Below are 22,216 nucleotides of genomic sequence, written 5' to 3'. Positions count from 1 at the left end.
TGACCCAGTCGGCCAGGAGGTCTATACCGAACAAGCCGGGCTGATCTGGGGCACCCAAACGGCGATATGCCTTATGCTCAGCGCCCTATTCGCGTGGCGAGCCTGGCCTCGCCCGAGGATGGTCGGATGACGCGCCTCTTTCTGCTCCCCCCGCCCGGCTCGCATCATTACCGACGAAGCACTGCGGGATCAAAACCGCGGTGGCGGCGGGCGAGGGACGCGAGCTTTGCAACCCCTTCCGCATCTTCTGCCCCGAAGATGCCGGCGCAATGTACCACCCCTGCTGCACCCCTGGCGCGATCATCGAAATCTTTTCGTGTCTATTTGAAATCTTGCGCACAAGGAGTGTGAGGTATGCGAATCTTGATGGCGGCCGTGCTTGAATTAGCTCTCGCTACGATCTGCCAACTCTCGGTTGCCAGGGCAGCGACGGATTGCGAGGCCGTGTATCACGCAGTCGCGGACGCCAAGACCTTCCCGACGCCCAAGAGCAAGGCCCAATATCTCCGCGATAACGCGCAGGATTGCAAAGGTACTGGGATTTACGAATCTCGGCTTGCGTATTTCTATGTGCAGTCAGGCGAGCTCGATGAGGCCGTGCGGGTTCTCAAGGAAGGCTTGTCGACCCCAAATTCGTTCCACCGGGAACTCAAATACAGTTTGGCGGACATTGATGTTACGCGCGGCGAGCTGGGGCGGGCATTCGAAAACGGCATGAAGTTGAAGGACGAGTATAGCGATTGGTATGGCGGATATATGCTGCTGGCAAAAGTCACCTTGATGCAGGGCCAGTTTGCCGAGTCCGTGCGTTACGGCAGCCAGGCCAACAAGCTCTCGCCGAACTCCTCAACCTACCTCGGCTTGGCAATTGCTTATCACCAGCTCCAGGAGGACAAGGAAGCCGTCGAAGCCGGCCTCAAGGCCATCGAGTTGGACCCGACCGTGCTGCGCTCAGGCGTGGGCATGAACGAGACGATTTATTCGTTGGTGCGACTCACTAGGTACAAAGACGCTGCCGAACTCATCAAAAACCGAATGATGAACGACGCCGCCTGGCAGAAGGATCCAACCTTTATAAAAGCCTACGAATACGTACGCGGGAAGGTCCCAGGCGAATTTGTCGCGATGCGAAATCGATAGCTGGGTTCGGGCGAGCGAGCCGGTCAAAGCGCGCTTGCGGATTTGCCGATAGGAGAAAAATAGCGCGACAGGGTGAGCGTCGGCTCGGCAAAAAATGCCCCTCCCCGACAACGTCTTGCCGGTCCCGGCCGCTCAATTTGCCGAATATGAGTCCTGCTGTTCCGACCTTCAAAGGCGCGGGTGCATGGGAAATGAAGGCTGTTTATTCATGGCGATGATAGGATGCGCAACCCCGGCACAAGGTTTGCAGAGCGTAATGTCGTGATTACCGCGTAAAGGAAGGTTTGATGAGAATTGATGCAAGCACCAGCTACCTATACGCAAGCCAACGTCCGCAGGCGACTGCCTCCGGCGGCTCGACCCCCACGTCCTTTACGGCCACATTAAACGCCACCCAAGCCGATAGCACCAAGCAAGCAAATTTCAGCAGCATGACCCGACAGGAAATGCGCGATTGGGTCAACGGTCAGATTCGCAGCGGGAAAATGTCCCTCGATGACAGCCAGCCTTTCATGGCGATGACCATGAAAATTCCGGTAGGTGGCAGCGGTGGTGAGTTGCCGGCCGCGAATGACGGCAGGCGGTACGACTTCACGCAGCAGGTTCGTGATGGCATTCAGGGCGCGCTATCGCGCAATGACGAAACGACCCTGAATATGCTGCAATCGGCCATGTCGATCATGCAGCAGAACCAAGGCCAGACCATCGGCGTGAATGTCCGGGTCTAGACACAAAGGGTAAGGCACTCAGGTCATTAGGGAAGCGTGTCACCCCCGGCGGCGCACGGCGGGATCAAAAGCCCCGTGGCGTCCAGCGCCTTCCGCAAACTTAGCGACCCCCTCCGCGCCTTCTGCTTTGAAGACGCCCGAACAGTTGTACCACTCCTTCTCAAGCGCCGCGCGTTCTGGCAGGCCATCCTGCAGATAGACCGAGCGCCGATCCGCGCGCAACGAGAGCTGCGGGAAGCCAGCGATCGTGCTGGCCATTTCTTCAGCGGCCTGACGTGTTTGGCCCGTCGGCACAACCCGCTCGCAGAGGCCGATCCGCAAACACTCATCTGCATCGACTCGACGGCCAGTCATGATTAGTTCGAGAGCGCGGCCCTGTCCCACCAAACGAGGGAGCCGCACGGTCCCGCCGTCGGTAAGCGGCACGCCCCAACGGCGGTTGTAGGCGCCCATGAAGGCGTCTTCGGCCATGATGCGGCAATCGGCCCAGAGTGCGAGCTCCATACCTCCAGCCACCGCGGGGCCTTCAATCGCCGCGATCACCGGCTTGCTTAGGTTGAGCCGCGTTGGTCCCATCGGTCCACGCGGCGGCTGGCTGTCGTCGGTGGGGAAGTCCAGCGACCGGTGCGTGCTCCTATTTGCGGGGGTCGCGATGCCGCGAGCCGCGAGGCTCTTCAGATCCGCCCCGGCGCAAAATACGCCGCCCTCTCCCCAGAAGACCGCGACGTCCGCCGCATCGTCGGCGTCAAAGGCAACGAAAGCCTCAAAGAGCGCGTCTGCGTGCTCGGAGTCGACAGCGTTACGCACTTCGGGGCGACTTTGAATGACCGTGAGTACCCGACCATTGCGTTCGACGCGGACTGCCATGAACGTCTCCTAGGATTTACGGCTGGGTGCCGCCTGTTCAGAGTGACGGGCGGGCCGACAGAGCAGCCGATGCCGCGGCCGTCGCGCTGGCGATCTGCGATTGCCGACGCCCCCTCGATGGTACGCTAACGGGGACCTTCCGACGCAAGGAGGAGAGCATCGTCTAGCCGGTCGTCGCCCCAGAACATCTCGGTGCCGACGAAAAAAGTCGGGGCTCCGAAGATCCCTCGTGCGCGCGCTTCGTCGGTTTGTTCGCGCAAGCGCGTTTTGATCGCCTCCGATTGGGCTTGCTCGAGAATTTCAGAGCTAGGCAGACTGAGAGCGGTCAGTATGGGCGCGATCTGCCCGGGATGATTGATATCCTGGTCGCGCGCGAAATTGGCCTGCATTACCTCGCGGCAGAACGCTCCCACCCACGGCTGACTGGCGCCGAGGAGCACGACACGCAAGGGCAGGACGCAGGGTCGCGGAAAGACCGTCGGCTGGATCCAGGGTGAAAGCCCATATTTCCGGCACAGACGCGCCATGTCCTGTTGCGCGTACGCGCCTTTCTCCTTCTGCATGAGGAAGGGCGAGTTCTCGAAACCAAGCGCACGAAAGATCGGGCCGAGCAAAAATGGCTTCCACGCTATATGGACGTCCCGCCGCCGCGCCTGGTCCTCGATCCGCATGACGCTGAGGTAACTGTAGGTGCTGCCGAACTCGAACCAGAACTCGATTTCCGGCGGCGCGGGCGAGAACCGCGGAACGGTCATGGCATGGGTCCTCCAGATGCGCTCGATCGTGTCAGTGTTGAACCAGCCAGGCCGTGATGGGGACGGTCACGACGCTCACGAGCGTTGAGAGCACGATGGCCGCCGACACCTCCTCCTCGTCGGCCGCGTAGCGCTGGGCCAGCACGTAGTTGCTGCCGGCAGAGGGCAAGGAGGCGAAGAGAACGCCGACTTGCACCCAGAACGATTCGAGGCGCAGCACCTGCGCCAGGACGCACCATACGACGAGCGGATAGAAGACGAGCTTTCCCGCTGTGATCCCAGCGGCCACGGCCGCTGTCTTTCGATCAATGCGTTTCACGGCGAGTGCGCCGCCAACGGCGAAGAGAGCCGTGGGACCTGCGGCGCTGCCGAGGAAAGCCAGGAAGCGGTCCACTGGCGAGGGAATCGGGACGGCTGCGGCCGCAGCTATCGCGCCGAATATGATCGCGGCCACAACGGGATTGAGAGCCGTTGCGCGGAGCAAGGAAGCGATGCCGGCCCCAGCGCCGCGGGATGCGCCCATAATCGCGCCGCCCAGCGATAGAAGAACCATGACCTCGGCGAGAATTGCCATGGCGAGCGGACCGGCGCTGCGCTCGCCAAAGAAAGCCAATGCGAGCGGGGGGCCAAGGAAACCGAGGTTGCTAACCGTCGCCGTTGTGGCGTGCGCCCCTCCGGAGGCTGGGCTCTGCCGGGCGAGGCTGCGTGCGAGAAAGAACGTAGCTCCGAAGACGAGGCATCCGCCGGCGAGATAGCCGCCATAAAAGAGGGCATTAAACGAGCGGTCGAGCGGCTGGCTGGCGATCATCCGAAATACGAGGGCGGGAAGCGCAAACCGGAATGAAAATGCACCGAGTGCATCGAGGACCCCGGCCGTCGCGAGACGCGCCCGCGCCGCTATCCAGCCGAGCCCCACGACGCCAAAGATCGGCAGGCAGAGAAGAGCGAACCTGATCATCGTCCGGCTGTAGTGCGGCGCTCGACGGCCCGGATCACCGAGATCATGTCGTCGTTGCCGAGGCCCAACGCCTCGGTCTCGCCATAGAGCGAGAAACAAACGTCGATGAGCGGTGATGCGATGCCGGCTTCGCGCGCGGCTTCGACCACGAGGCGGTTATTCTTCAGGACGTCGGAGATGCCGGCCTGACGCGTAAAATCTCCGTTCAATAGCTTCGCCGCCTTACCCCGGGAGACCTCGCTCGCCATCGGTCCGGCGTCGAGCACCGCCACGAATTGCGCCAAGTCGAGCCCGTGGCGCTCGGCAAAATGCGCCGCTTCGGCCAAGCCCGTCACGACGGTGATCAGGAACACATTCACCGCCAACTTCATCTGGAGGGCTCCCGGCACCAGCCCGCATTCAAAGCTCTGGCTGCACATCGGACCGAGCAGGGGGCGAACCGCGGCTACGTCGTCAGCGTGACCGGCCAACATTGCCACCAAGTGGCCACCCTCGGCCGGCTTTCGAGAACCAGAGACCGGCGCTTCGACATAGCAACCTCCGGCAGTGCGCACGTCTTCTGCTAGGGCTTTCGAAAAGGCGGGCGGTACGGTCGCCATGCTGATCAAGGTGCGACCCCTGACCCGCTCGTCGAAGGCTGGCTCTCCACGCGCCAACACGGCGTTCATGGCCGTGCCGTCGGCCAGCATCAAGATGACCACATCACATTGCGAGAACACATCGGCCGCATCGCGTGCCACGGTGGCGCCTGCGCTCGCCAGCGCGTCGCATTTCGCAGGTGACCGGTTCCAGACGATCAGCGGCCTTCCGGCCTTAACCAGGTTCAGGGCCATCGGCTCACCCATGGTGCCAAGACCGATGAAGCCGACGGGCGCCGTCGGAGCTGCCATGTCTGGAGATCCTTCGCGGTGGTGTTTCGATGTCGTCCGCACCGCCCGTTTCGGGCGCAGCAGGGACGTCCGTCCTCACCGCGGATGGCCCTACCGTAGCCAAGCACCAAGCTTTCGTATATTAGATAGTTTTGAACCGTCGCTTCACAGAATCAGGTAGATGAGACCGACGTTCGATATCGAAGCTCTGCGGACTATTGTGGCAGGCACAGAACTCGGAAGCTTCGCGCGCGCGGCGGTGCAGCTAGGCCGTTCGCAATCGGCCGTGAGCATGCAATTGAAACGCCTCGAAGAGCAGGCGGGGCATCCGCTGTTTCAGCGTAGTGGCCGCGGACTGGTCCCGACCGAAGCCGGCGATGCCTTACTCACCTACGCGCGCCGCATCATCGAACTGCACGACGAAGCGGCAGTCGCGCTCGGCTCGACGGCCGCGGCGGCATCGATCCGGATGGGCCTTCCTCAGGATTTCTTCGAGGATGTGATGCCCCATGCGATCACGCGTTTTTCCCGTGAACAGCTGGGCCCGCACGTTGAAGTGCGGGCCGGCCGCAACTACACGCTCGAGGACGAGGTGAACGCCGGTCATCTCGATATGGCGCTCGCTTTTTTTAGGCCCGGTCGCAGCAGGCCGGGAAAACTGCTCGCGTCTTTGCCGCTGTTCTGGCTGGCCGGAAAAAAGTTTGGGAAATTTCCGGCCAAGCAAACGGTTGGAATCCCGCTGGTGCTCTTCGATCACCCTTGCCTGTTTCGACAGGAGGCAATTCACGCTTTGGACCGCAAAGGCAAGCCGTGGCGCTTGTCCCTCACGACGCCCAGTCTGCCAGGAGTGTGGGGCGCTCTCCGGTTTGGGCATGGCATCACCGTTCGAACCGCCCACAGGGTGCCAGCCGGGATACGCGATGTGGGAGACGAATTTGGCCTCCCTCGCTTGCCGTCCATCGAACTGCGCATGATTGTGCGAAATGACCTCTCCCCTGGTGCATCAGCTTTACGGAGTATTTTGGAGACCGTTGTCCGCCAGACAGTCCCAAGCGCGTAGGGGGAATGTCTGCAAAAGGCGCTTGAGAAACGAGGCGGCGGAGGCCGATGATGCGCTTCGCAGCGCCGATGGTGCGGAAGGTGCGCTCGAAATAGAACGCGGTCTCCCGCGCGCGGTCAGCGCCCTGTTTCCTCGGCGATATGTCGGATTTCATGGAGTCGATCGCGCGCGCCGGTAAGCTGCCGGCCGATGGGATCGTGGATGATACCGCGACGGATCAGCCAGGCGCGCACGGCAAGCGTCGCGATCATGCCGAGCGCCGAAAAGCCGAGCATCATCAGCGCCATCGAAGTGCCCTTGGCGGAGACAGGGCTTCCCCCCTTGCCGATCAGCACGACGCCGACCGCGACCCACAGAAACCACCATGGCTGGCCCGCGACCATGCGGCTCAGCACCAGCGCCTTCTCGGCCCTGGCGAGACTGAGCTGGCTTTCCAGCAATGGGCGATCGAAGTCGATCGCCCTGATGAGGGCAATCGCTCGCCCGGCCATTGCGATCGTGGCAATGGCGTAAAGATGGACAAGCGTGCCGCACAAGAGAACGACGGGGTCCGTCGGCAGCGCCGCCCACAGCCCGGCAACGAAGAGGATGATGATCACGCCGAACGCGATCTGACCGGCCTGGCCGAGAATTGCGGGGCGGGCCGATCGTGCCGCCGCGCGGTTACGGCGGGAATTCCGATCGGACTGGATCAGCTTGTCGTGGTCGTCGAGGCGCCGGCTGATGTCGGCCCATAGCTGCGTGATGTCAGTGTCGGTCATCGTGCGCTCTCCTGATAATGCGCGCCCAACCGCGTCTTGAGGCGGTGCAGTCGGGTCGAGACGTTGGATTCGGTCGTGCCGACGATCGCGGCTATGTCGGACTGGCTGTGGCCATCTAGGAACAGGAGCAGGATCGCGCGGTCGAACGGCTCAGCCGCCTTGACCGCGCGTTCGAGGACGATTGCTTCGTCGACCTGCCGCTCCAGCGACGCGCCGTCGCCGGTTTCGCTATCCAGCTCGACCGTGGGCCGGCGGCGCGTACTCGATCGGACATAGTCGATCGCTACGTTGAGCGCGATGCGATAGGCCCACGCCCCGACCGGCCGCGTAGCATCGTAACGCGGCCATGCGCGCCACAGTTCGAGCAGTATCTCCTGCACCAAATCAGGACGGAGGTTGGCGTCCCAGCAATAGCTTCGGGCGACCTTGCGGATGATCAATTCGCATTCGGCGAGCATCCCTGCGAAGCCGCTATCGCCCGCGTCGCGGTCTTCTCCCATGCCTCTCGCCATCCCGTCGCCACCCCGTTGATAGCGAGGATTTCGATGGCGTGGCGATTATCTCACAGCCGGGGACACCGGGCGCCATTCAAGCTGAGTATCAGCTGCGCGACCTCGCGCATGGCTGGCGGATCCCGTCGGTAGCCTAACGCACGGTACTTGCAATCCACGACCGTCGCGGCCGGTCTCGCGACCGAACCGGTACAGCCAAGTGAGCAACCGCGCTCACCGGTGGGAGGCGAGCGTGCGATCAAAGAATTGCAGCGCCAGCGATTGCGCCCGCGCATGGACTTGCCGGCGGTCTACCGATGGATCGTCCTGGCAGAGCCGCTCGGGCAGCATCTTGCGTCCGATCTCGTTGCATACCGGCACGAAATCATAATGGCCGGCCTTGCCCGGTATCTCGATCAGACGCGCGCCGCGGATCAGCGCCGCATAACGTTCGGCATTGGTCTTAGGCGGCGCAATCGTATCGCCTGCGCCGACCAGTATCTCCATCGGCACATTGATGTCGGAGAGGTCCTTGCGCTCGAAGCCGCTGGCGAACACGGGCGCCATCGCGAACACGGCACGGATGCGTGGATCGCGATAGGAGTCGCCCGAATGGCGGATCGCTTCCTGCACCACGGGATCGCTTATCTCCATCTTCGCGAAGAGCGCGGGGGCCTCGGGGAACTCCGGTTGCGGCCCGCAGGTGAAGTCGCGCGCGGGCGAGGCGCAGAAGCGCTCAAACAGAGGCCGGTCGATGCGACCGCCCGCGAGCGTGATCACGCTGTAGCCACCCAATGAGAAGCCGAGCGCGCCTATCTTGCTTTGGTCGATCAAGGACCCGAATTGCGGGTCCTTCAGCAGCCGGTCGAGCACCGCGCTGAGGTCCTGCGGTCGCTCCCACCACATCATGAAGCCGCGCGGGTCGCCCTTCTCAGTGCAGGTGTTGCCGTGATGATTGACTGCCGCGACGATGTAGCCGTGCGCGGCGAGATAATGCCCCATCCAGAGCAAGGCGGCGGCGCACCCGCCTGTCCCGTGCGAGATCAGGATCAGGGGAAATTGTGCCTGCTTCGCCGCGACTGGCGCGTCCGGTTCGACCGCTTCGAGCTCGAACGGCGCGTCGGCGGGAACAACAGCATGACCCGTCGCCACTGCCGGATACCAGATGGTCGTTTCAAGCGGGCGCGGCCCCGTCTCGTCCCAGTTGCGCCGGTGCTCGTCGACAAAATGTCGGCTGGTTTGACCGACGCTGGCAACCTGTGCGGCGGCCGGGGTGGCGCACGCTATGATCGCGCTCAGCACAATGGCGATTGTGGATCGCCACTCGCGGTGAGAAATCCCCAACAGAGCAAACAGGCCGGCGCGCAAGCGGGCGCCGTCAAGGCATGGACCCATCAATCAAACCTCCCAGACAAACGTTGGAGCGGGCGCGAATTCGGCGTTCCGTCACCGCAAAGCGCCGCCCGCGCGATAAAGCGACATCGGTATGGGAGCAATGTCCGCCACCGCGGCGGCGGCGCGATCGCGAACGCTTCGCCGCCGTCCTTCTCCAAGGCCCCGGTTGGCGGCGATCTTTTCTGCGGTGCTGTCTGTGCTCATATCGACAGCGTGTACTATTCGCGCTTTCGGTCTCAACACCCTGAGAGGGCGGGAAGGTCTTCGCTGGATTAAATCCTTGTCATCTAGAGGTGTGTGACCGCCCCGTCCGCCATGCGTCCTGTTTACCTTCTGGCGCATCGCCGAGGGTGGGTGCGACAAGTCGCCAATATTCTGTCCGCGCCAGACCTGCACAGTGGAGAGGGCTAACCACGAACAGGTCACCGACGTTTCACAGGAGCGGGGCGCACGACAGTATCGTCGGGCCCGAGCTTCCGTCCGTCCTGCGCACGCAATTCAAGATTGCGCACCGGTAATCCAGATTTCTTATCCACGAGCAGCACGTGCGGTTCGTCAGGTGAAAAGCAGAACGCCTCGCCCCATTGCCTGAGAGCGACTAGGAGGGGAAATAAGCCCCGGCCCTTCGTGGTCAGGACGTACTCCTGATACGGACTGCCGTCTGCGGCGGGGGCGAGATCCATAATCCCGTGCTGAACCAAATTATGGAGACGCGCGGAGAGGATGTTCTTGGCGAGCCCGAGGTTCTTCTGAAATTCTCCAAATCGCCGCAAACCGTCGAAGGCATCGCGGATGATGAGCAGCGACCACCAGTCCCCGATCGCGTCCAGAGGCCGCGCGACGGGACATGTAGCCTCCTTATGACTCGTACGCTTTCCCACTGGGCAATGCCTTCCTAGACGCCATGGCATGATCGAGGCGGGGCAACACCCGCCCTCGATTCCAAATAGAGGTTGCAGATTGAAACCGCAACAGATATGAGTCATGTGGTTTCAATCTGCAACCGAACTTGGCCCGCCATTCCGGCGCCTGGCCGCGGTGGAGAGGCTCATGACGCATTATCGGACGACGGAGATCGACGGGCTCAAAATCTTTTATCGGGAGGCAGGCGACCCGACGAACCCGACGCTCCTGCTGCTCCATGGCTTTCCGGCATCGTCATTCATGTTCCGCGAGCTGATCGACCGGCTCAGCGATACCTTCCATCTCCTTGCGCCCGACTATCCCGGTTTCGGGTACAGCGATGCGCCTGCGCGCGAGACGTTCGGCTACACCTTCGATCACCTGGCCGACGTTATCGAAAAGTTCGCAGATCAGGTCGGCCTCGACCGGTACGCTCTCTACATGCAGGACTTCGGCGGCCCCGTCGGCTTTCGGGTCGCGAGCCGACGGCCGGACAAGACCTCGTTCCTCATCGTGCAGAACGCGAACGCCTACGAGGAGGGACTCCCCGATAGTTTTTGGGCGCCAGCACGCGCACTCTGGAGGGACCCCTCGCCGGAGAATTTCAAGATCATTCGCGACGCTGCCATGTCGATAGATGCGCTCGCGTGGAATTACACGCATGGGGTTGCCGACGCCACGCGAGTCAGCCCCGACAGCTGGGTTATCCAGGAGGCGTTGCTGGCGCGACCAGGCGCAAAGGAGATCATGCTCGATCTTCTTTACGACTACCGCACCAACCTCGATCGTTATCCCGAGTGGCACGCTTATTTTCGAAAGCACCAGCCGCCGGCGCTGATCGTCTGGGGCAAGAATGACATCATCTTCCCGGACGTGGGAGCTTACCCATACCGCAACGATCTGAAGAAGATTGATTTCAACATCCTCGACACCGGCCACTTCGCGCTTGAGGACCGCGGCGACGCGATCGCGGAGCATATTCGTCGGTTCGCAGCTTCTCTGTAACCCATCCGATCGGAGCAGCGGAGAGAGCATTTTCTGCGGGTTTGCCTGCTGCTGCGGTTTCACTTGGCAACTCGGCGAATCGGAGCAGGCATGGCCGAAGCGAGCGCGGCGCAATCAACCGTCCTCAGTGAATGCGACCCAACGGCTTCGCAGGCTGTGTCATGCGCAGCGGCGGCTAGCCCTCTCATGTCGCCGCGAATGGTCATGTTGTTCGCGCTCGCCTGTGGCCTCAGCGTCGGCAATATCTATGCTGCTCAGCCATTGCTCGACGCCATCGCCCGCGAATTCTCTGTCAGTCCGGCAGCCATTGGCTTGGTTGTGACGGCGACACAGATCGGCTACGCGCTCGGCCTGATCTTCATCGTCCCGCTTGGGGACCTGCTCGCTCCGCGCGCCCTAATCGCCGGCCAAGTCGCACTATCGGCCGTGGCGCTTCTCATGGTGGGCTTGGCGCAATCGAGCGTCGTCCTGCTGGTCGGCATGGCCCTAGTGGGCCTGCTCGCCGTCGTAGTGCAGGTGCTGGTCGCCTTTGGCGCGACGCTGGCCGCTCCCGCCGAGCGCGGACGCGTCGTAGGATCCGTGACAAGCGGCGTGGTCGCCGGAATCCTGCTAGCCCGCGTCGTATCGGGCGTGCTCGCCGACGTCGGAGGATGGCGCTCCGTCTATCTCTGTTCGGCGAGCCTCATGCTCGTCCTGTCCTATCTCCTGCTGCGGGCGCTACCGCACCGTCCGAAGTCGGGCGCAGCTCCGTCCTATCCAGCGCTGATCTTTTCCATGGCGGCACTGTTCCGGGAGGAGCCGATTCTGCGCGCGCGCGCGGTGCTCGCCTTGCTCGTATTCGCCAGCTTCAATGTTCTGTGGACCCCGTTGGCGCTGCGTTTGGGGGCGCCGCCATTGTCCCTTTCGCACTCTGCGATTGGATTGTTTGGTCTTGCGGGGCTGGCCGGTGCGCTGGCCGCAGGCCGGGCGGGTCGCTGGGCCGATCGCGGACTCAGTCATTGGACGACCGGGCTTTCGCTGCTGCTTATGCTCGCGGCATGGCTGCCGATCGGCCTCGTCGGGGTCTCGCTCTGGGCGCTCGCCGCTGGTGTTGTCATGCTCGATCTCGCTGTCCAAGCCGTGCATGTGACCAGCCAGACTCTGATCTTCGCCGTTCGGCCCGAAGCGCGCAGCCGTCTCGTCGCCAGCTACATGGTGTTCTATTCAATTGGGAGCGCCGCCGGAGGCATAGCCTCTACCCTTGCCTACGCTGAAGCGGGGTGGGGCGGCGTCTGTGCCCTGGGCACGACGATCAATGTGGTTGCCCTTGCCTTTTGGGCGGCGACGCGGCGCTCCACTAAGACGGGTGCGCCGTGAGGCCTGATCGGTGTGGGCTCGCACTGGCGACCTTTCCCTGTTGCGCTGGCCGTGAGGGCGACCGGGGCCAGCATGCGGCCTGCGTTCGACGCGGCGGGCAGGCCATTGAAACGTGCGATGGTCGAGCCGCCTTGTGAACTTTTCGCAACGCCTGCGAAATCCTCAGTGAACCGGTCAGCGAAAGGATGGGTCGGGCATGACACGGGCCGGGTTCCAACATACAATTTACCGAGGCGGTGTAAGTGCGGTTATTCCTTTTCAGACCCATGATGGCCGATGACGCGGGACACCGTCATGCGAACCTGAGCGCGCTCGACCGGGTAAGTCTCTCCGTGCGCCATCTCACCGGCAGGATGCGCGCATTGAAGAGCGGCCTGCAGGCCTGCCACCTACCGGGTGGAAAGCGCGTTGTGGTCATGGCGCTCGCAGCGGCGTTCGCGTGCAGTGGACCCAGTGCAGGGGCTGCAGATGAGGCGCCTTCAATTTCATTGGAGTGGCTCACCGGTAAAGTCTATCTGGTCCAGGATCCCAACTATGCCGCGACCAACTCCCTAGTGTATCTAGGCAAGGACGGTGTCACCGTGATCGGTGCAACCTGGACGCCCGAGACGGCGAAGCAACTTGCGGGCTTGATTCACAAAACTACGACTCTTCCGGTCCACCGCGTGATCGTCACCTCGCCTGATCCCGAATGGGCTGGTGGCATCGCGTACTGGCAAGGTACGAACGCTGAAGTTGTTGCAGCGCGGGTGACCTGCGAAGCATTGCGGCACACTTGGGATGACACGGTGAAGGACTTCCGGAGTCACTTTCCCTCATATCCCATCCTGCCATTGGCTCTACCCTCCCGGTGCGTTGAAGATCGCTTTTCTTTCGAGGGCGGAAACATTCAATTGCTTTATCTCGGCCCCTCGCACACGGCCGCCGACATCTTCGTCTACTTCCCCGAAGAGCAGATCCTCGATGCCGGATCAATCCTGAAACCATTCCTCGGCAATATCGCCAAGGCCGACATCGCTGCCTACCCGGGGACGCTTCGCAACCTAAAAGCATTGCGACTGCCCACACGCATGATCATCGCCGGCCATTGGACTCCGGTGCACGGGCCCGATCTGATCGATCGCTATCTCGGCCTCCTAAAGGAGCTACCCAACCCGCGATAGACCGCAGTGACGCAAAGTGAACCCCCGAACGATCGCGCCCTTCGTCGCTTCGGCACGGCGAAGCTGTATCGCGTCGTCCTCTCGCTCTCCGCTTAGTGAAAACGCACCGCCCCGGGCCGGTTACCCACTTGCATCGCGGGGACTGGCGCGCCGCAAGCTATAAGCTGGGGATTGATCGCCATTGCGTCGCTTTCCCGACGCTCGTGAGCGACTGCGCTATGTAGCTGCAATCTGAAGCCATCCTTGAGATGGCGCACCCGACACGATTCGAACGTGTGGCCTCCACCTTCGGAGGGTGGCGCTCTATCCAGCTGAGCTACGGGTGCATCTCACTTCGCCTAGCCCGCCCGACCTGATCGGGTCAACGGGTTCGGTCGCATTCAACCAGGCCTCTCGACACAAACGGTTCGGCCTATCCGCTGGTTCTCAGGGCCTACGCGTCTGTTCGCCTCACTACGCTCAAAACTGCTTACGCGGTGCTTACGCGAAAATCTGTTAAGCGTGATCGGCTTGTGGTTCGGCAACTAACTCCCTGAAACTTCTGACTTCCCTCTCTCATACTAAAACGCAAAACCCGTTGACATCAGCCTTCGGAGGGCAACGCTCTATCCAGCTGAGCTACGGGTGCGTGCAGGGGTTCATTTAGCTGATTGGCTCCCGGTCGGCAACGGCGTTGTCCGGCCGGTCAAGGGCTGTAAACTGCCTGCGTTCATATGACAGGCCGGATAAAATGGCCGTCTTTCGAGGGAGTTTGCCCATGCGTCCGCTGGAATTCGGCTGGTACCTGCCCACGCATGGCGACACCACGGCCTATGGGCCGATGGAGGCGCAAATCGCCGGTTCACCGGAACTCTGTGCGCGGGTGGTCAAGGCGGCCGAGGATGCCGGTTTCGAATATCTCCTGATCCCGGTCGGCTCGGTGTGCTGGGAGGCCTGGATCGCGGGTGCCTTCATGGCGGCGCGCTCGGAGCGGATCAAGCCGCTGATCGCGGCGCGGCCCGGCTACATCAACCCGGTGCTGATGGCCAAGATGATCTCGACCTTCGACCAGATGTCGGGCGGCCGGATCTGCATCAATTTGATCGCCGGGCAGAACGAGAGCGAGGTCGAGGCCGAAGGCGTGCGCTACGCCAAGGAGGAGCGCTACGCCCTGATGGAGGAGGAGGTCTCGATCCTGAAGGCGCTGTGGACGACGCGCGGGCCGGTGCAGTTCGAAGGCAGGTTTCACACGATCTCGGGCGCGCATATCCGCCCGCGTCCGTTGCAGCAGCCGTTTCCGAAATTCTATCTCGGCGGCGGCTCGCGGCAGGCCTGGGAGGTCTCGGCCAAGCATTCCGACGTCCATCTGTTCTGGGGCGATCTGCCCGAGCGCATCGCCGACAATATCGCCGAGATCCGGCGGATGGCGCGGTCGCATGACCGCGAGCATGCGATCGGCTTCGGCATGCGGCTGCAGGTGATCTGCCGCGAGAACGAGGCCGATGCCTGGGCGGCCGCCGACCGATTGGTGCGTCACGCCACCGAGCGGCAGAAGCTGGAGATGAAGACGCTCTACAATCGCTCGGAGGCCAATCAGCGCGTGCAGCAGCTCGCGCGCGACTATGGCGACCTGCTGATGCCGCATCTGTGGACCGGGATCACCAAGGTGCGGCCCGGCGCGGGGATCGCGGTGGTCGGCAATCCCGAACAATGCGCCGCGACCTTGCAGCAGTTCATCGACGCCGGCTGCCACTCCTTCTGCCTGTCCGGCTATCTGCATGACGAGGAGGCCGAGCGGTTCGGCCGCCTGATCCGCCCGATCCTTGCCGCCAACAATCGCGGGCGGCTCGCGGCGTGAAGCATGATCCGGAAGCTTTCCGAAAATTCACGGGTGAATCGACGCCCGGCCCGGCATGATCCGGCCGGGATTGCGGCACAACGGAGTTGAACCATGCATCATCGGGGCTGGCTTGCGGCATTGGCGCTGCTCATCGTGACGGCGGCGCACGCGCCGGTCGCGTCCGCCACGCCGGAACAGACCGAGCGCGACATGAAGCCGGTCAAGGAGATCGCGAGCGGGCGCATCGCCGTCGGCAGTGCGACGTTTCCGCTCTATCTCTCGACCGACTGGTCCAGTCCGCTGCCCGACGTCACCCGCGCGGTGCTGGTGCTGCACGGCGTGCTGCGCAATGCCGACGATTATTTCCGCGCGGCGCTGAGCGCGCAGGCGGCGGCCGGCGATGTCGGCAAGCACACGCTGATGATCGCGCCGCAGTTCCTGATCGCGCCCGACGTCGAGGCGTTCAAGCTGCCGGCGGAGACGCTGCGCTGGAGCCTCTATGGCTGGCAGGGCGGCGAGCCCGCGATCGCGCCTGGCCCGGCGAGCTCGTTCGAGGCACTCGATGCGATCCTCGCCAGGCTCGGCGACCGCAAGCTGTTTCCGAACCTGAAGCAGGTCGTGGTGTTCGGCCATTCCGGCGGCGGCCAGGTGGTGCAGCGCTATGCGATCGCAGTGAAGGGCGATCAGGTGCTGCTGCGCGAGGGCATCGGCGTGCGCTATGTGGTCGCCAATCCGTCCTCCTATGCGTATTTCACCAAGGAGCGGCCCGAGCCCGCGATCGCGGCGACATGCGAAGGCTATAACAGCTGGAAGTTCGGCATGGACGATCGGCCGCCCTATCTCGCCGCGCCGACACCGGCCGCACTGGAACAGGCCTATGTCGCGCGCCGCGTGATCTATCTCTTGGGCACGCTCGACACCAACCCCGATCATCCCGCGCTCGACAAATCCTGCATGGCGGAGGCCGAGGGGCCGTACCGCTACGCGCGCGGCCACTCCTATGTCGCCGCGATGGCCGCCCGCGACGGCGGCACGCCGAACCACAGCGTGTGGGATGTGCCCGGCGTCGGCCACGAGGGCGGCAAGATGCTCAACTCGCCCTGCGGCCTGACCGCGGTGTTCGACATCCCCGGCTGCGAGGCCGCGCGCTAGGGCATGATCCGGAAAGGCGGACACCGGTTTCCGGGAAGGTCATGCTCGAACAATGGCATGCAATCATGCTGCGATCCCATGGGATCGCATCATGATTGCATCGCGCGCACACCACAATGTGTGCGCCGATTCGATGGCAAGCCGCATTGAGATCGCCTAGGCTGTTGGCGCGAATGGAGCATCACGACCGACAGCTTGATGGAGAACGTCATGAGAGGATGTTTGCTCGCGGTTCTGACGGCAGCTGCGTTGCTCGGCTCGATTCCCGCCAACGCGGCGGATGGCTGTGGCGTCGGTTGCCACGCCACCGTGAACGGCGCCTGCGTGATTGACGGCTGGGGCACCGGCGCGCGCGTGTGGAACGAATGCCCCGCCACCTCGCGCCCGCGTCCGCCCTGCGGCGGCCATGGGTTCGTCTGGAGGCGCGACTACAAGGCCTGTTCGCAGGCGACGAAGGACTGGCTGTAACCTTCAGGCCTGTTGCTATGCCGGCACGATCACCTTGCCGATCGGCCACAGCGCGATGCCGGCAAGCTTGAGATGCGCCCAGGCGAAGGGAATGCCGATGATGGTCACCGCGAGCAGGATCGCGGTGATCAGATGGCCGATCGCGAGCCACCAGCCGGCCAGGATGAACCAGATCAGGTTGCCGATCACGCCGAGCAGTCCGGTTCCGATGTCGGACATCCCGGTGATCTCATCGCGGCGCACCGCGCGCGAGCCGAACGGCAGCAGCGTGTAAACCGCGATGTTGAAGGCGGCGCGCGCCCAGGGCAGCCCGATGATGGTGACCGCCATGATGACAGCGGCGATCAGCCAGCCGAACGCCATCCACGCGCCGCCGATCAGGATCCAGAGGACGTTCAGGAGGATGGACACAGGCTGCATGGCTGACACCTTCGCGTAACACCGCCCTCAATATAGGCCGGCGCGCGGCGCCGCGGTAGGGTGCGGACCGGGCGCGTCGCGCCTCAAAGGGGAGAACGACAATGAGAAAAAGAAATGGGTCCAGGATTCTGGGGGCCAGGATTCTTGGGGCCAGGATCCTTTCGGCCGGGAGTTTGGTGCTGCTGGCATTTTCGGTGCAGGCCGCGCGCGCCGAGGATGCCATGCGCTTCGCGCCGCTCAAGGCCGAGGAGCTGTCGCCGCCGCAAAAGGCCTGGGCCGACATGATCAGCGCGCCGCCGCGCAACGCCAAATTCACCGCGCCGCCGTACCGCGCCTATATCCGCAATCCCGATCTGGCGCCGAAGCTGTCGAACCTGTCGGAGTATCTGCGCTGGAACACCTCGCTGCCGGCGCGGCTCAGCGAGATGGCGATCCTGATCACCGCGCGGCACTGGACCGCGCAATATGAATGGTCCGCCCATTATCCGCTGGCGATCAAGGGCGGGCTCGATCCGAAGATCGCGGACGCTATCGCCAAGGGCACGCGGCCGGACGGCATGAAGGACGACGAGGCCGCGCTGTACGATCTCGGCAGCGCGCTTTATCGCGACCGGAAGGTCACGGACGCCGTCTACAAGGCCGCGCTGGAGAAGTTCGGCGAGCGCGGCATCATGGATATCATCGGCATCATGGGCTACTACGACCTGGTGTCGATGACGCTGATCACGATGCAGGCCGGTGCCGCCAACAACGGCGTCGCGCCGCTGCCGGTGCTGGAGAAATAGGCCGACTTTACCCTCTCCCCGTTTTTACGGGGAGCGGGTTGGACCGCCGGCTCCTTTGCATGGGGTTGTTTTCGAGGTTTTGGCAGTGCGTCCCTGCGGAGGCAGGCGATCTGCGATAGCCCTGCCGCAAGCAGGGTGAGGTGAGGCGGATTGCCTACCGCCTGAACCCGCTGGCGCGCGAATAGCTCTGGCGGCTCTCCTGGGCCGGGCGTGCCGCCATGCTGGCGCGGGACTCGCTCGTGACCGGCGTCGCCGGCCTCAGATCCTCGAGGAAGATCGGCTTGGCGAAGTAATAGCCCTGCGCATAGCGGATCTTGGTCGCGGCCTGCAGATAGGTGAGCTCCTCGTAGGACTCGATGCCCTCGGCGATCACGGTCATGCCGAGCGCCTCGCTCAGCGATTCGATCGCACGCAGGATGCCCTGGCTGCGCGGCCGCTGATGGATGTCGGTGATGAAGGAGCGGTCGATCTTGATCTCGTCCGCGGTGATGTCGGCGAGCGCCGACAGCGACGAGTAGCCGATGCCGAAATCGTCGATCGAGATGCCGACGCCGATGCCGCGCAGGATCGGCAGGATCTGGTCCTGGAAATGCGACCGGGTCACGAACGCGTCCTCGGTGACCTCGATCATGAAGCGCTTCGGGAAGCCGGTCTCCTCGATCGCGCGCGCGAAGCGGCGCATGAATTCGAGATTGCCGGCCTGCTTGGCCGCGACGTTGATGCTGATCGTCGCGGTCGGCCCGAACGTGTCGTTGATCAGGTCGATCGACTTGACGATCTCCGCCAGCACCAGGAACGTCAGCTCGTCGATCAGCCCGAGCTCGACGGCGAGGTTGATGAAGGTGCCCGGCGCCTGGATCACGCCCTCGTCGTCGCGCAGCCGCACCAGCGCCTCGATGCCCTTGATCTCCTGGGTGCGGATGTCGACCTTGGCCTGGAACGCGCAGCAGAAGCGCTTCTCCAGGATCGCCAGCCGCAGCGACTGCTCGATCTTCATCCGCGCCAGCGCCTCGCGCTCCATGCTGTTGTCGAAGAACGCGGTCGAGCCCTTGCCGTTGTTCTTGACGCGGTACATCGCGATGTCGGCGTTCTGGCGCAGCGCCTCGTAGCTCCTGCCATGCACGGGGTAGAGGCTGACGCCGATCGAGGTCGAGGCGAAGATCTCGGATTCCTCGATGAAGAACGGCGCCTTCAGCCGCTCCTGCATCACATGGATGAATTCGGCGACCTCGTCATTGCTGCTGATCGGGGTTCAGCAGCAGCAGGAACTCGTCGCCGGAAATCCGCGACAGGATATCGGTGTCGCGCAGCGCGTGGCCGAGCCGCTTCGACAGCTCGACCAGCAGCGCATCGCCGATCGCGTGGCCGTAATAGTCGTTGATGTGCTTGAAATTGTCGACGTCGAGGAAGGCGAGCGCGAAATGGCTCTGTGCATCGTCGCGGATCAGGCCGTTGACCCGATGCTCGATCACCCGACGGGTCGGCAGGCTGGTCAGCTCGTCGTAATAGGCCGAGCGGAACAGCTGGTCCTCGAACGCCTTCTGCTCGCTGATGTCGGTCGATGCGGAGATCAGGAGGTTGCGGCCGGCGATCTGGACCGGCCGGTGCGCGGTGAGGAACACGTATTTGGAGGCGCCGCAGGACAGCACTTCCTCGAGCACCACCGGCCGGCCGCTGCGCAGCAGGTCGAGATTGGCGGCGTGGCGTTCGTCGACAGGCGGCGGCTGGGTCGCGCTGGCGGCCAGCTGCAACTGGCTCGCGGCGGCCTCGTTCACCAGGATGAACTGGCCGTGCTCGTCCTGGACGGTCACGCCCGCCGGCAGCAGCTGGAGAAGATCGCGAAGGATGCGCAATTCATTGCTGGAAATGTCGTCTTCGCCGGTCGCTGCCGCGCCCGCCTGAAAATCGTTTCTGGTGAGACTATGCATGGGCCGACCTTGGCAAAGTCCGTTGTAGTTTTGGTTAAGCGGACCTGCGAAATGCCGTGACAGAATGAGACCCGCGCGGCTTTCGCAAGCCGTCGCGGCAATCGTCATTAACAGAGTATCAATGCCGGCTGCGGCCGCCGGTGAAAGCGATTGCGCGCTGCGCGGTTGCATCAATCATGCGCGTGTGCCGGAAAGTCGACTTATCAACAGCTCGGCAGCTTGCACTGCATGGTGCAGTGAAGACCGGTCTTCAGATAACTGATCTCGGTCTTGCCGTCGAACGGCCGCAGCGCCGACTTCAGCAGCTTGGTGCCGAAGCCGGCTTCGCCGACGGCCTCGAGCACCGGTCCCTCGGTCTCGTCCCAGATCACGTTGAGACGGCCATCGTCCACCGTCCATGACACCTGCAGGAACCCGCGCGGCGACGAGAAGGCGCCGTACTTTCCTGCGTTGGTTGCGAGCTCATGGAAGATCAGCGCGAGCGAGACCGCGAGTTTGGCGGGCAGGAACAATTGCTCGCCGTTCAGATTGAACCGCACATGGCCGTAAGGTCCGAGCTCCGAGCGCAGCAAATCCTTGATATCGCAGCCATAGCCGTCGACCCGCGCGATCAGATCGTCGGTCGCCGAGAGCGCGCGGATGCGATGGTCGATGCGCTGCCAGACATCGGGTCGGTCCTGCAGCGCCTGATGCAGCACGGCGTGGATGGTCGAGGACTTGTTCTTCAGCCGGTGCTGCAATTCATCGACCACGACCTTGCGGTACTGCTCCTCCTCGAGCAGCCGCCGCGACACCTCGCGCTGCTGCGCGACCAGGGAACGGTAGTGCTCGACGCCCCAGATCGCGATGCCGCACACCACCCAGAAGATCATCAGCAGCGCAAAGCGCGCCGGATCGGCGGTCGAGCCGCTGAAATTGAGCACCACCCCGAGCAGACCGCTGGCGAGCGCGGTTGCGATCCCGACCCGGAAACCGCCGAATGCGGTCGCAAAGAACACCGCCGGGAAATAGGGCGTGAAGAACACGTCGGGCCTGATCTGGGCGAGCCCGAAGCGCGCGGTCGTGGCCAAAACCAGACAAAGCGCTGCGAAGACGATCGCAAGCAGCAGCGAGGGCTGGGAATCGCCCCGCCAACCCGCCCTGAAATCGTCGATCCACTTCGCCATCGCTCGTTCCAGTTCACGTGAACAGGCGAACTAAAATAAGGCCGCTGCGACCGAAAAACCGCAGTTGTGGCGTTCTGGCCACAGGCGGACCTCGCCGAGTTAACCGCGCCCGCGCTTGCGTTGATGGAAGCAGCTGGGGAATATCCGCAACACCAAAGGTTAAGTTGGGGGGCCCGGCATGGGACGGCTGGACGGCAAGGTCGCGGTGATCACGGGGGCGACCAGCGGCATCGGGTTGCGCACGGCGGAGGTGTTTGTCGCCGAGGGCGCAAGGATCGTGGTTGCCGGGCGCCGCGCGGCGGAAGGCGAGGCGCTGGCCAAACAGCTCGGCGGCAATTGCGTGTTTCGGCAGACCGACGTCACGGTCGAAGAGCAGATGCAGGCGCTGATCGCGCTTGCGGTGGAGAAGTTCGGCCGCATCGACTGCCTGTTCAACAATGCCGGCGGCCCGGCGCAGACCGGCGGCATCGAAGGGCTCGATGTCGAGCGGTTCGACGCGGCGATGGCGACCCTGGTGCGCAGCGTCATGCTCGGCATGAAGCATGCCGCGCCTTACATGCGCAAACAGGGGTCCGGCAGCATCATCAACAATGGCAGCATCGCCGGTCGGCTCGCCGGCTTCTCCTCGTCGATGGTGTATGGCGCGGCGAAGGCCGCCGTCATTCACTTCACCAAATGCGTGGCGATGGAGCTCGGCGAGTCCGGCATCCGCGTCAACTCGATCTCGCCCGGTGCGATCGCGACCGGCATTTTCGGCAAGGCGCTCGGGTTGTCGACGGAAGCAGCCGAGAAGACCCCCGCGGTGATGCGCGAGGTCTACAAGGCGGCGCAGCCGATCCCCCGCGCAGGGCTGCCCGACGACATCGCGCATGCTGCGGTGTTTCTGGCGAGCGACGAATCGAGCTTCATCAACGGCCACGATCTCGTCGTCGACGGCGCCATCACCGGCGGCCGCAACTGGAGCCAGCAGCAGGCCGGCTATGTCGCGCTGCGCAAGGCGTTCGATCAGGGGGCAGGGTAGACACTC

The 22,216-nt window shown here is 63.4% G+C and carries 21 protein-coding genes, 1 tRNA gene and 1 pseudogene; 11 read left to right on the top strand and 12 right to left on the bottom strand.

Going from position 1 to position 22,216, the window contains the following annotated elements; translation table 11 throughout:
- Positions 1-354: 354 nt before the first annotated feature.
- Positions 355-1,140 carry a tetratricopeptide repeat protein gene (locus ACVW17_RS06180; protein ID WP_456796881.1) on the top strand — a complete coding sequence of 262 codons (786 nt, stop codon included), beginning with the start codon at positions 355-357 and terminating at the stop codon, positions 1,138-1,140.
- A gap of 287 nt (positions 1,141-1,427) precedes the next feature.
- A complete protein-coding gene (locus tag ACVW17_RS06175) occupies positions 1,428-1,868 on the top strand; it encodes a hypothetical protein (protein WP_456796880.1) in 441 nt (146 codons plus the stop codon).
- 39 nt (positions 1,869-1,907) lie between these two features.
- On the opposite strand, the gene ACVW17_RS06170 is transcribed toward ACVW17_RS06175, so the two are convergent.
- The 4 genes from ACVW17_RS06170 to ACVW17_RS06155 all read right to left on the bottom strand — a co-directional run bounded on the left by ACVW17_RS06170 (position 1,908) and on the right by ACVW17_RS06155 (position 5,338).
- Positions 1,908-2,735, bottom strand: a complete 828-nt coding sequence (locus ACVW17_RS06170) for a crotonase/enoyl-CoA hydratase family protein (RefSeq protein WP_456796879.1) — start codon at positions 2,733-2,735, stop codon at positions 1,908-1,910.
- 125 nt (positions 2,736-2,860) lie between these two features.
- Positions 2,861-3,490: a DsbA family protein gene (locus ACVW17_RS06165; RefSeq protein ID WP_456796878.1), complete on the bottom strand. Its 630-nt coding sequence runs from the start codon at positions 3,488-3,490 to the stop codon at positions 2,861-2,863.
- 31 nt (positions 3,491-3,521) lie between these two features.
- The gene (locus ACVW17_RS06160) at positions 3,522-4,448 is read right to left on the bottom strand and encodes an AEC family transporter (RefSeq protein ID WP_456796877.1); all 927 of its coding nucleotides are present in this window, start codon (positions 4,446-4,448) and stop codon (positions 3,522-3,524) included.
- Positions 4,445-5,338, bottom strand: coding sequence for an NAD(P)-dependent oxidoreductase (locus tag ACVW17_RS06155; protein ID WP_456796876.1), 894 nt, complete (start codon positions 5,336-5,338; stop codon positions 4,445-4,447). Before ACVW17_RS06155 ends, ACVW17_RS06160 begins: the two co-directional genes overlap by 4 nt.
- A gap of 160 nt (positions 5,339-5,498) precedes the next feature.
- Here ACVW17_RS06155 and ACVW17_RS06150 point away from each other — a divergent pair, with 160 nt between their 5' ends.
- Positions 5,499-6,377 carry a LysR family transcriptional regulator gene (locus ACVW17_RS06150; protein WP_456796875.1) on the top strand — a complete coding sequence of 293 codons (879 nt, stop codon included), beginning with the start codon at positions 5,499-5,501 and terminating at the stop codon, positions 6,375-6,377.
- Positions 6,378-6,493: 116 nt separating this feature from the next.
- Here the strand turns inward: ACVW17_RS06150 and ACVW17_RS06145 are convergent, their stop codons facing one another.
- The 4 genes from ACVW17_RS06145 to ACVW17_RS06130 form a co-directional block, all read right to left on the bottom strand.
- On the bottom strand, positions 6,494-7,138 hold the full coding sequence (locus ACVW17_RS06145) for a hypothetical protein (protein WP_456796874.1): 645 nt from the start codon (positions 7,136-7,138) through the stop codon (positions 6,494-6,496).
- On the bottom strand, positions 7,135-7,638 hold the full coding sequence (locus ACVW17_RS06140; RefSeq protein WP_456796873.1) for an RNA polymerase sigma factor: 504 nt from the start codon (positions 7,636-7,638) through the stop codon (positions 7,135-7,137). The genes ACVW17_RS06145 and ACVW17_RS06140 overlap by 4 nt, the downstream gene beginning before the upstream one ends.
- Before the next feature lie 225 nt (positions 7,639-7,863).
- Complete coding sequence (locus ACVW17_RS06135) at positions 7,864-9,024, bottom strand: alpha/beta hydrolase family protein (RefSeq protein ID WP_456796872.1); 1,161 nt, start codon at positions 9,022-9,024, stop codon at positions 7,864-7,866.
- Positions 9,025-9,446: 422 nt separating this feature from the next.
- Complete coding sequence (locus tag ACVW17_RS06130; protein WP_456796871.1) at positions 9,447-9,905, bottom strand: winged helix-turn-helix transcriptional regulator; 459 nt, start codon at positions 9,903-9,905, stop codon at positions 9,447-9,449.
- Positions 9,906-10,074: 169 nt separating this feature from the next.
- Here ACVW17_RS06130 and ACVW17_RS06125 point away from each other — a divergent pair, with 169 nt between their 5' ends.
- The 3 genes from ACVW17_RS06125 (at position 10,075) to ACVW17_RS06115 (ending at position 13,451) form a co-directional block, all read left to right on the top strand.
- Positions 10,075-10,932 (top strand): alpha/beta fold hydrolase, encoded by an 858-nt coding sequence (locus ACVW17_RS06125; protein ID WP_456796870.1) that lies wholly within the window; start codon positions 10,075-10,077, stop codon positions 10,930-10,932.
- A gap of 90 nt (positions 10,933-11,022) precedes the next feature.
- The gene (locus ACVW17_RS06120; protein WP_456796869.1) at positions 11,023-12,288 is read left to right on the top strand and encodes an MFS transporter; all 1,266 of its coding nucleotides are present in this window, start codon (positions 11,023-11,025) and stop codon (positions 12,286-12,288) included.
- A 269-nt stretch (positions 12,289-12,557) separates the two neighbouring features.
- On the top strand, positions 12,558-13,451 hold the full coding sequence (locus ACVW17_RS06115; protein ID WP_456796868.1) for a hypothetical protein: 894 nt from the start codon (positions 12,558-12,560) through the stop codon (positions 13,449-13,451).
- 249 nt (positions 13,452-13,700) lie between these two features.
- Here ACVW17_RS06115 and ACVW17_RS06110 read toward each other — a convergent pair.
- Positions 13,701-13,777, bottom strand: a tRNA-Arg gene (locus ACVW17_RS06110).
- Positions 13,778-14,208: 431 nt separating this feature from the next.
- Between ACVW17_RS06110 and ACVW17_RS06105 the strand changes: the two genes are divergently transcribed.
- The 3 genes from ACVW17_RS06105 (at position 14,209) to ACVW17_RS06095 (ending at position 16,890) form a co-directional block, all read left to right on the top strand.
- Positions 14,209-15,288, top strand: a complete 1,080-nt coding sequence (locus ACVW17_RS06105) for an LLM class flavin-dependent oxidoreductase (protein ID WP_456796867.1) — start codon at positions 14,209-14,211, stop codon at positions 15,286-15,288.
- Positions 15,289-15,381: 93 nt separating this feature from the next.
- Positions 15,382-16,422 (top strand): alpha/beta hydrolase, encoded by a 1,041-nt coding sequence (locus ACVW17_RS06100; protein WP_456796866.1) that lies wholly within the window; start codon positions 15,382-15,384, stop codon positions 16,420-16,422.
- Positions 16,423-16,632: 210 nt separating this feature from the next.
- Positions 16,633-16,890, top strand: a complete 258-nt coding sequence (locus tag ACVW17_RS06095; RefSeq protein WP_456751081.1) for a GCG_CRPN prefix-to-repeats domain-containing protein — start codon at positions 16,633-16,635, stop codon at positions 16,888-16,890.
- A gap of 15 nt (positions 16,891-16,905) precedes the next feature.
- Here the strand turns inward: ACVW17_RS06095 and ACVW17_RS06090 are convergent, their stop codons facing one another.
- Positions 16,906-17,310, bottom strand: coding sequence for a YccF domain-containing protein (locus ACVW17_RS06090; protein ID WP_456751080.1), 405 nt, complete (start codon positions 17,308-17,310; stop codon positions 16,906-16,908).
- Between the two features lie 176 nt (positions 17,311-17,486).
- Between ACVW17_RS06090 and ACVW17_RS06085 the strand changes: the two genes are divergently transcribed.
- Positions 17,487-18,095: a carboxymuconolactone decarboxylase family protein gene (locus ACVW17_RS06085; protein WP_456751079.1), complete on the top strand. Its 609-nt coding sequence runs from the start codon at positions 17,487-17,489 to the stop codon at positions 18,093-18,095.
- A 154-nt stretch (positions 18,096-18,249) separates the two neighbouring features.
- On the opposite strand, the pseudogene ACVW17_RS06080 reads toward ACVW17_RS06085, so the two are convergent.
- Positions 18,250-20,023 (bottom strand): annotated as a pseudogene (locus ACVW17_RS06080) (putative bifunctional diguanylate cyclase/phosphodiesterase).
- Positions 20,024-20,226: 203 nt separating this feature from the next.
- Positions 20,227-21,189 carry a sensor histidine kinase gene (locus tag ACVW17_RS06075; RefSeq protein WP_456751077.1) on the bottom strand — a complete coding sequence of 321 codons (963 nt, stop codon included), beginning with the start codon at positions 21,187-21,189 and terminating at the stop codon, positions 20,227-20,229.
- A 178-nt stretch (positions 21,190-21,367) separates the two neighbouring features.
- Here ACVW17_RS06075 and ACVW17_RS06070 point away from each other — a divergent pair, with 178 nt between their 5' ends.
- The gene (locus tag ACVW17_RS06070) at positions 21,368-22,210 is read left to right on the top strand and encodes an SDR family NAD(P)-dependent oxidoreductase (RefSeq protein WP_456751076.1); all 843 of its coding nucleotides are present in this window, start codon (positions 21,368-21,370) and stop codon (positions 22,208-22,210) included.
- Positions 22,211-22,216 lie beyond the last annotated feature (6 nt).

The organism is Bradyrhizobium sp. USDA 4473 (genome assembly GCF_054063335.1).
This window is presented reverse-complemented; position numbering and strand designations above follow the sequence as displayed.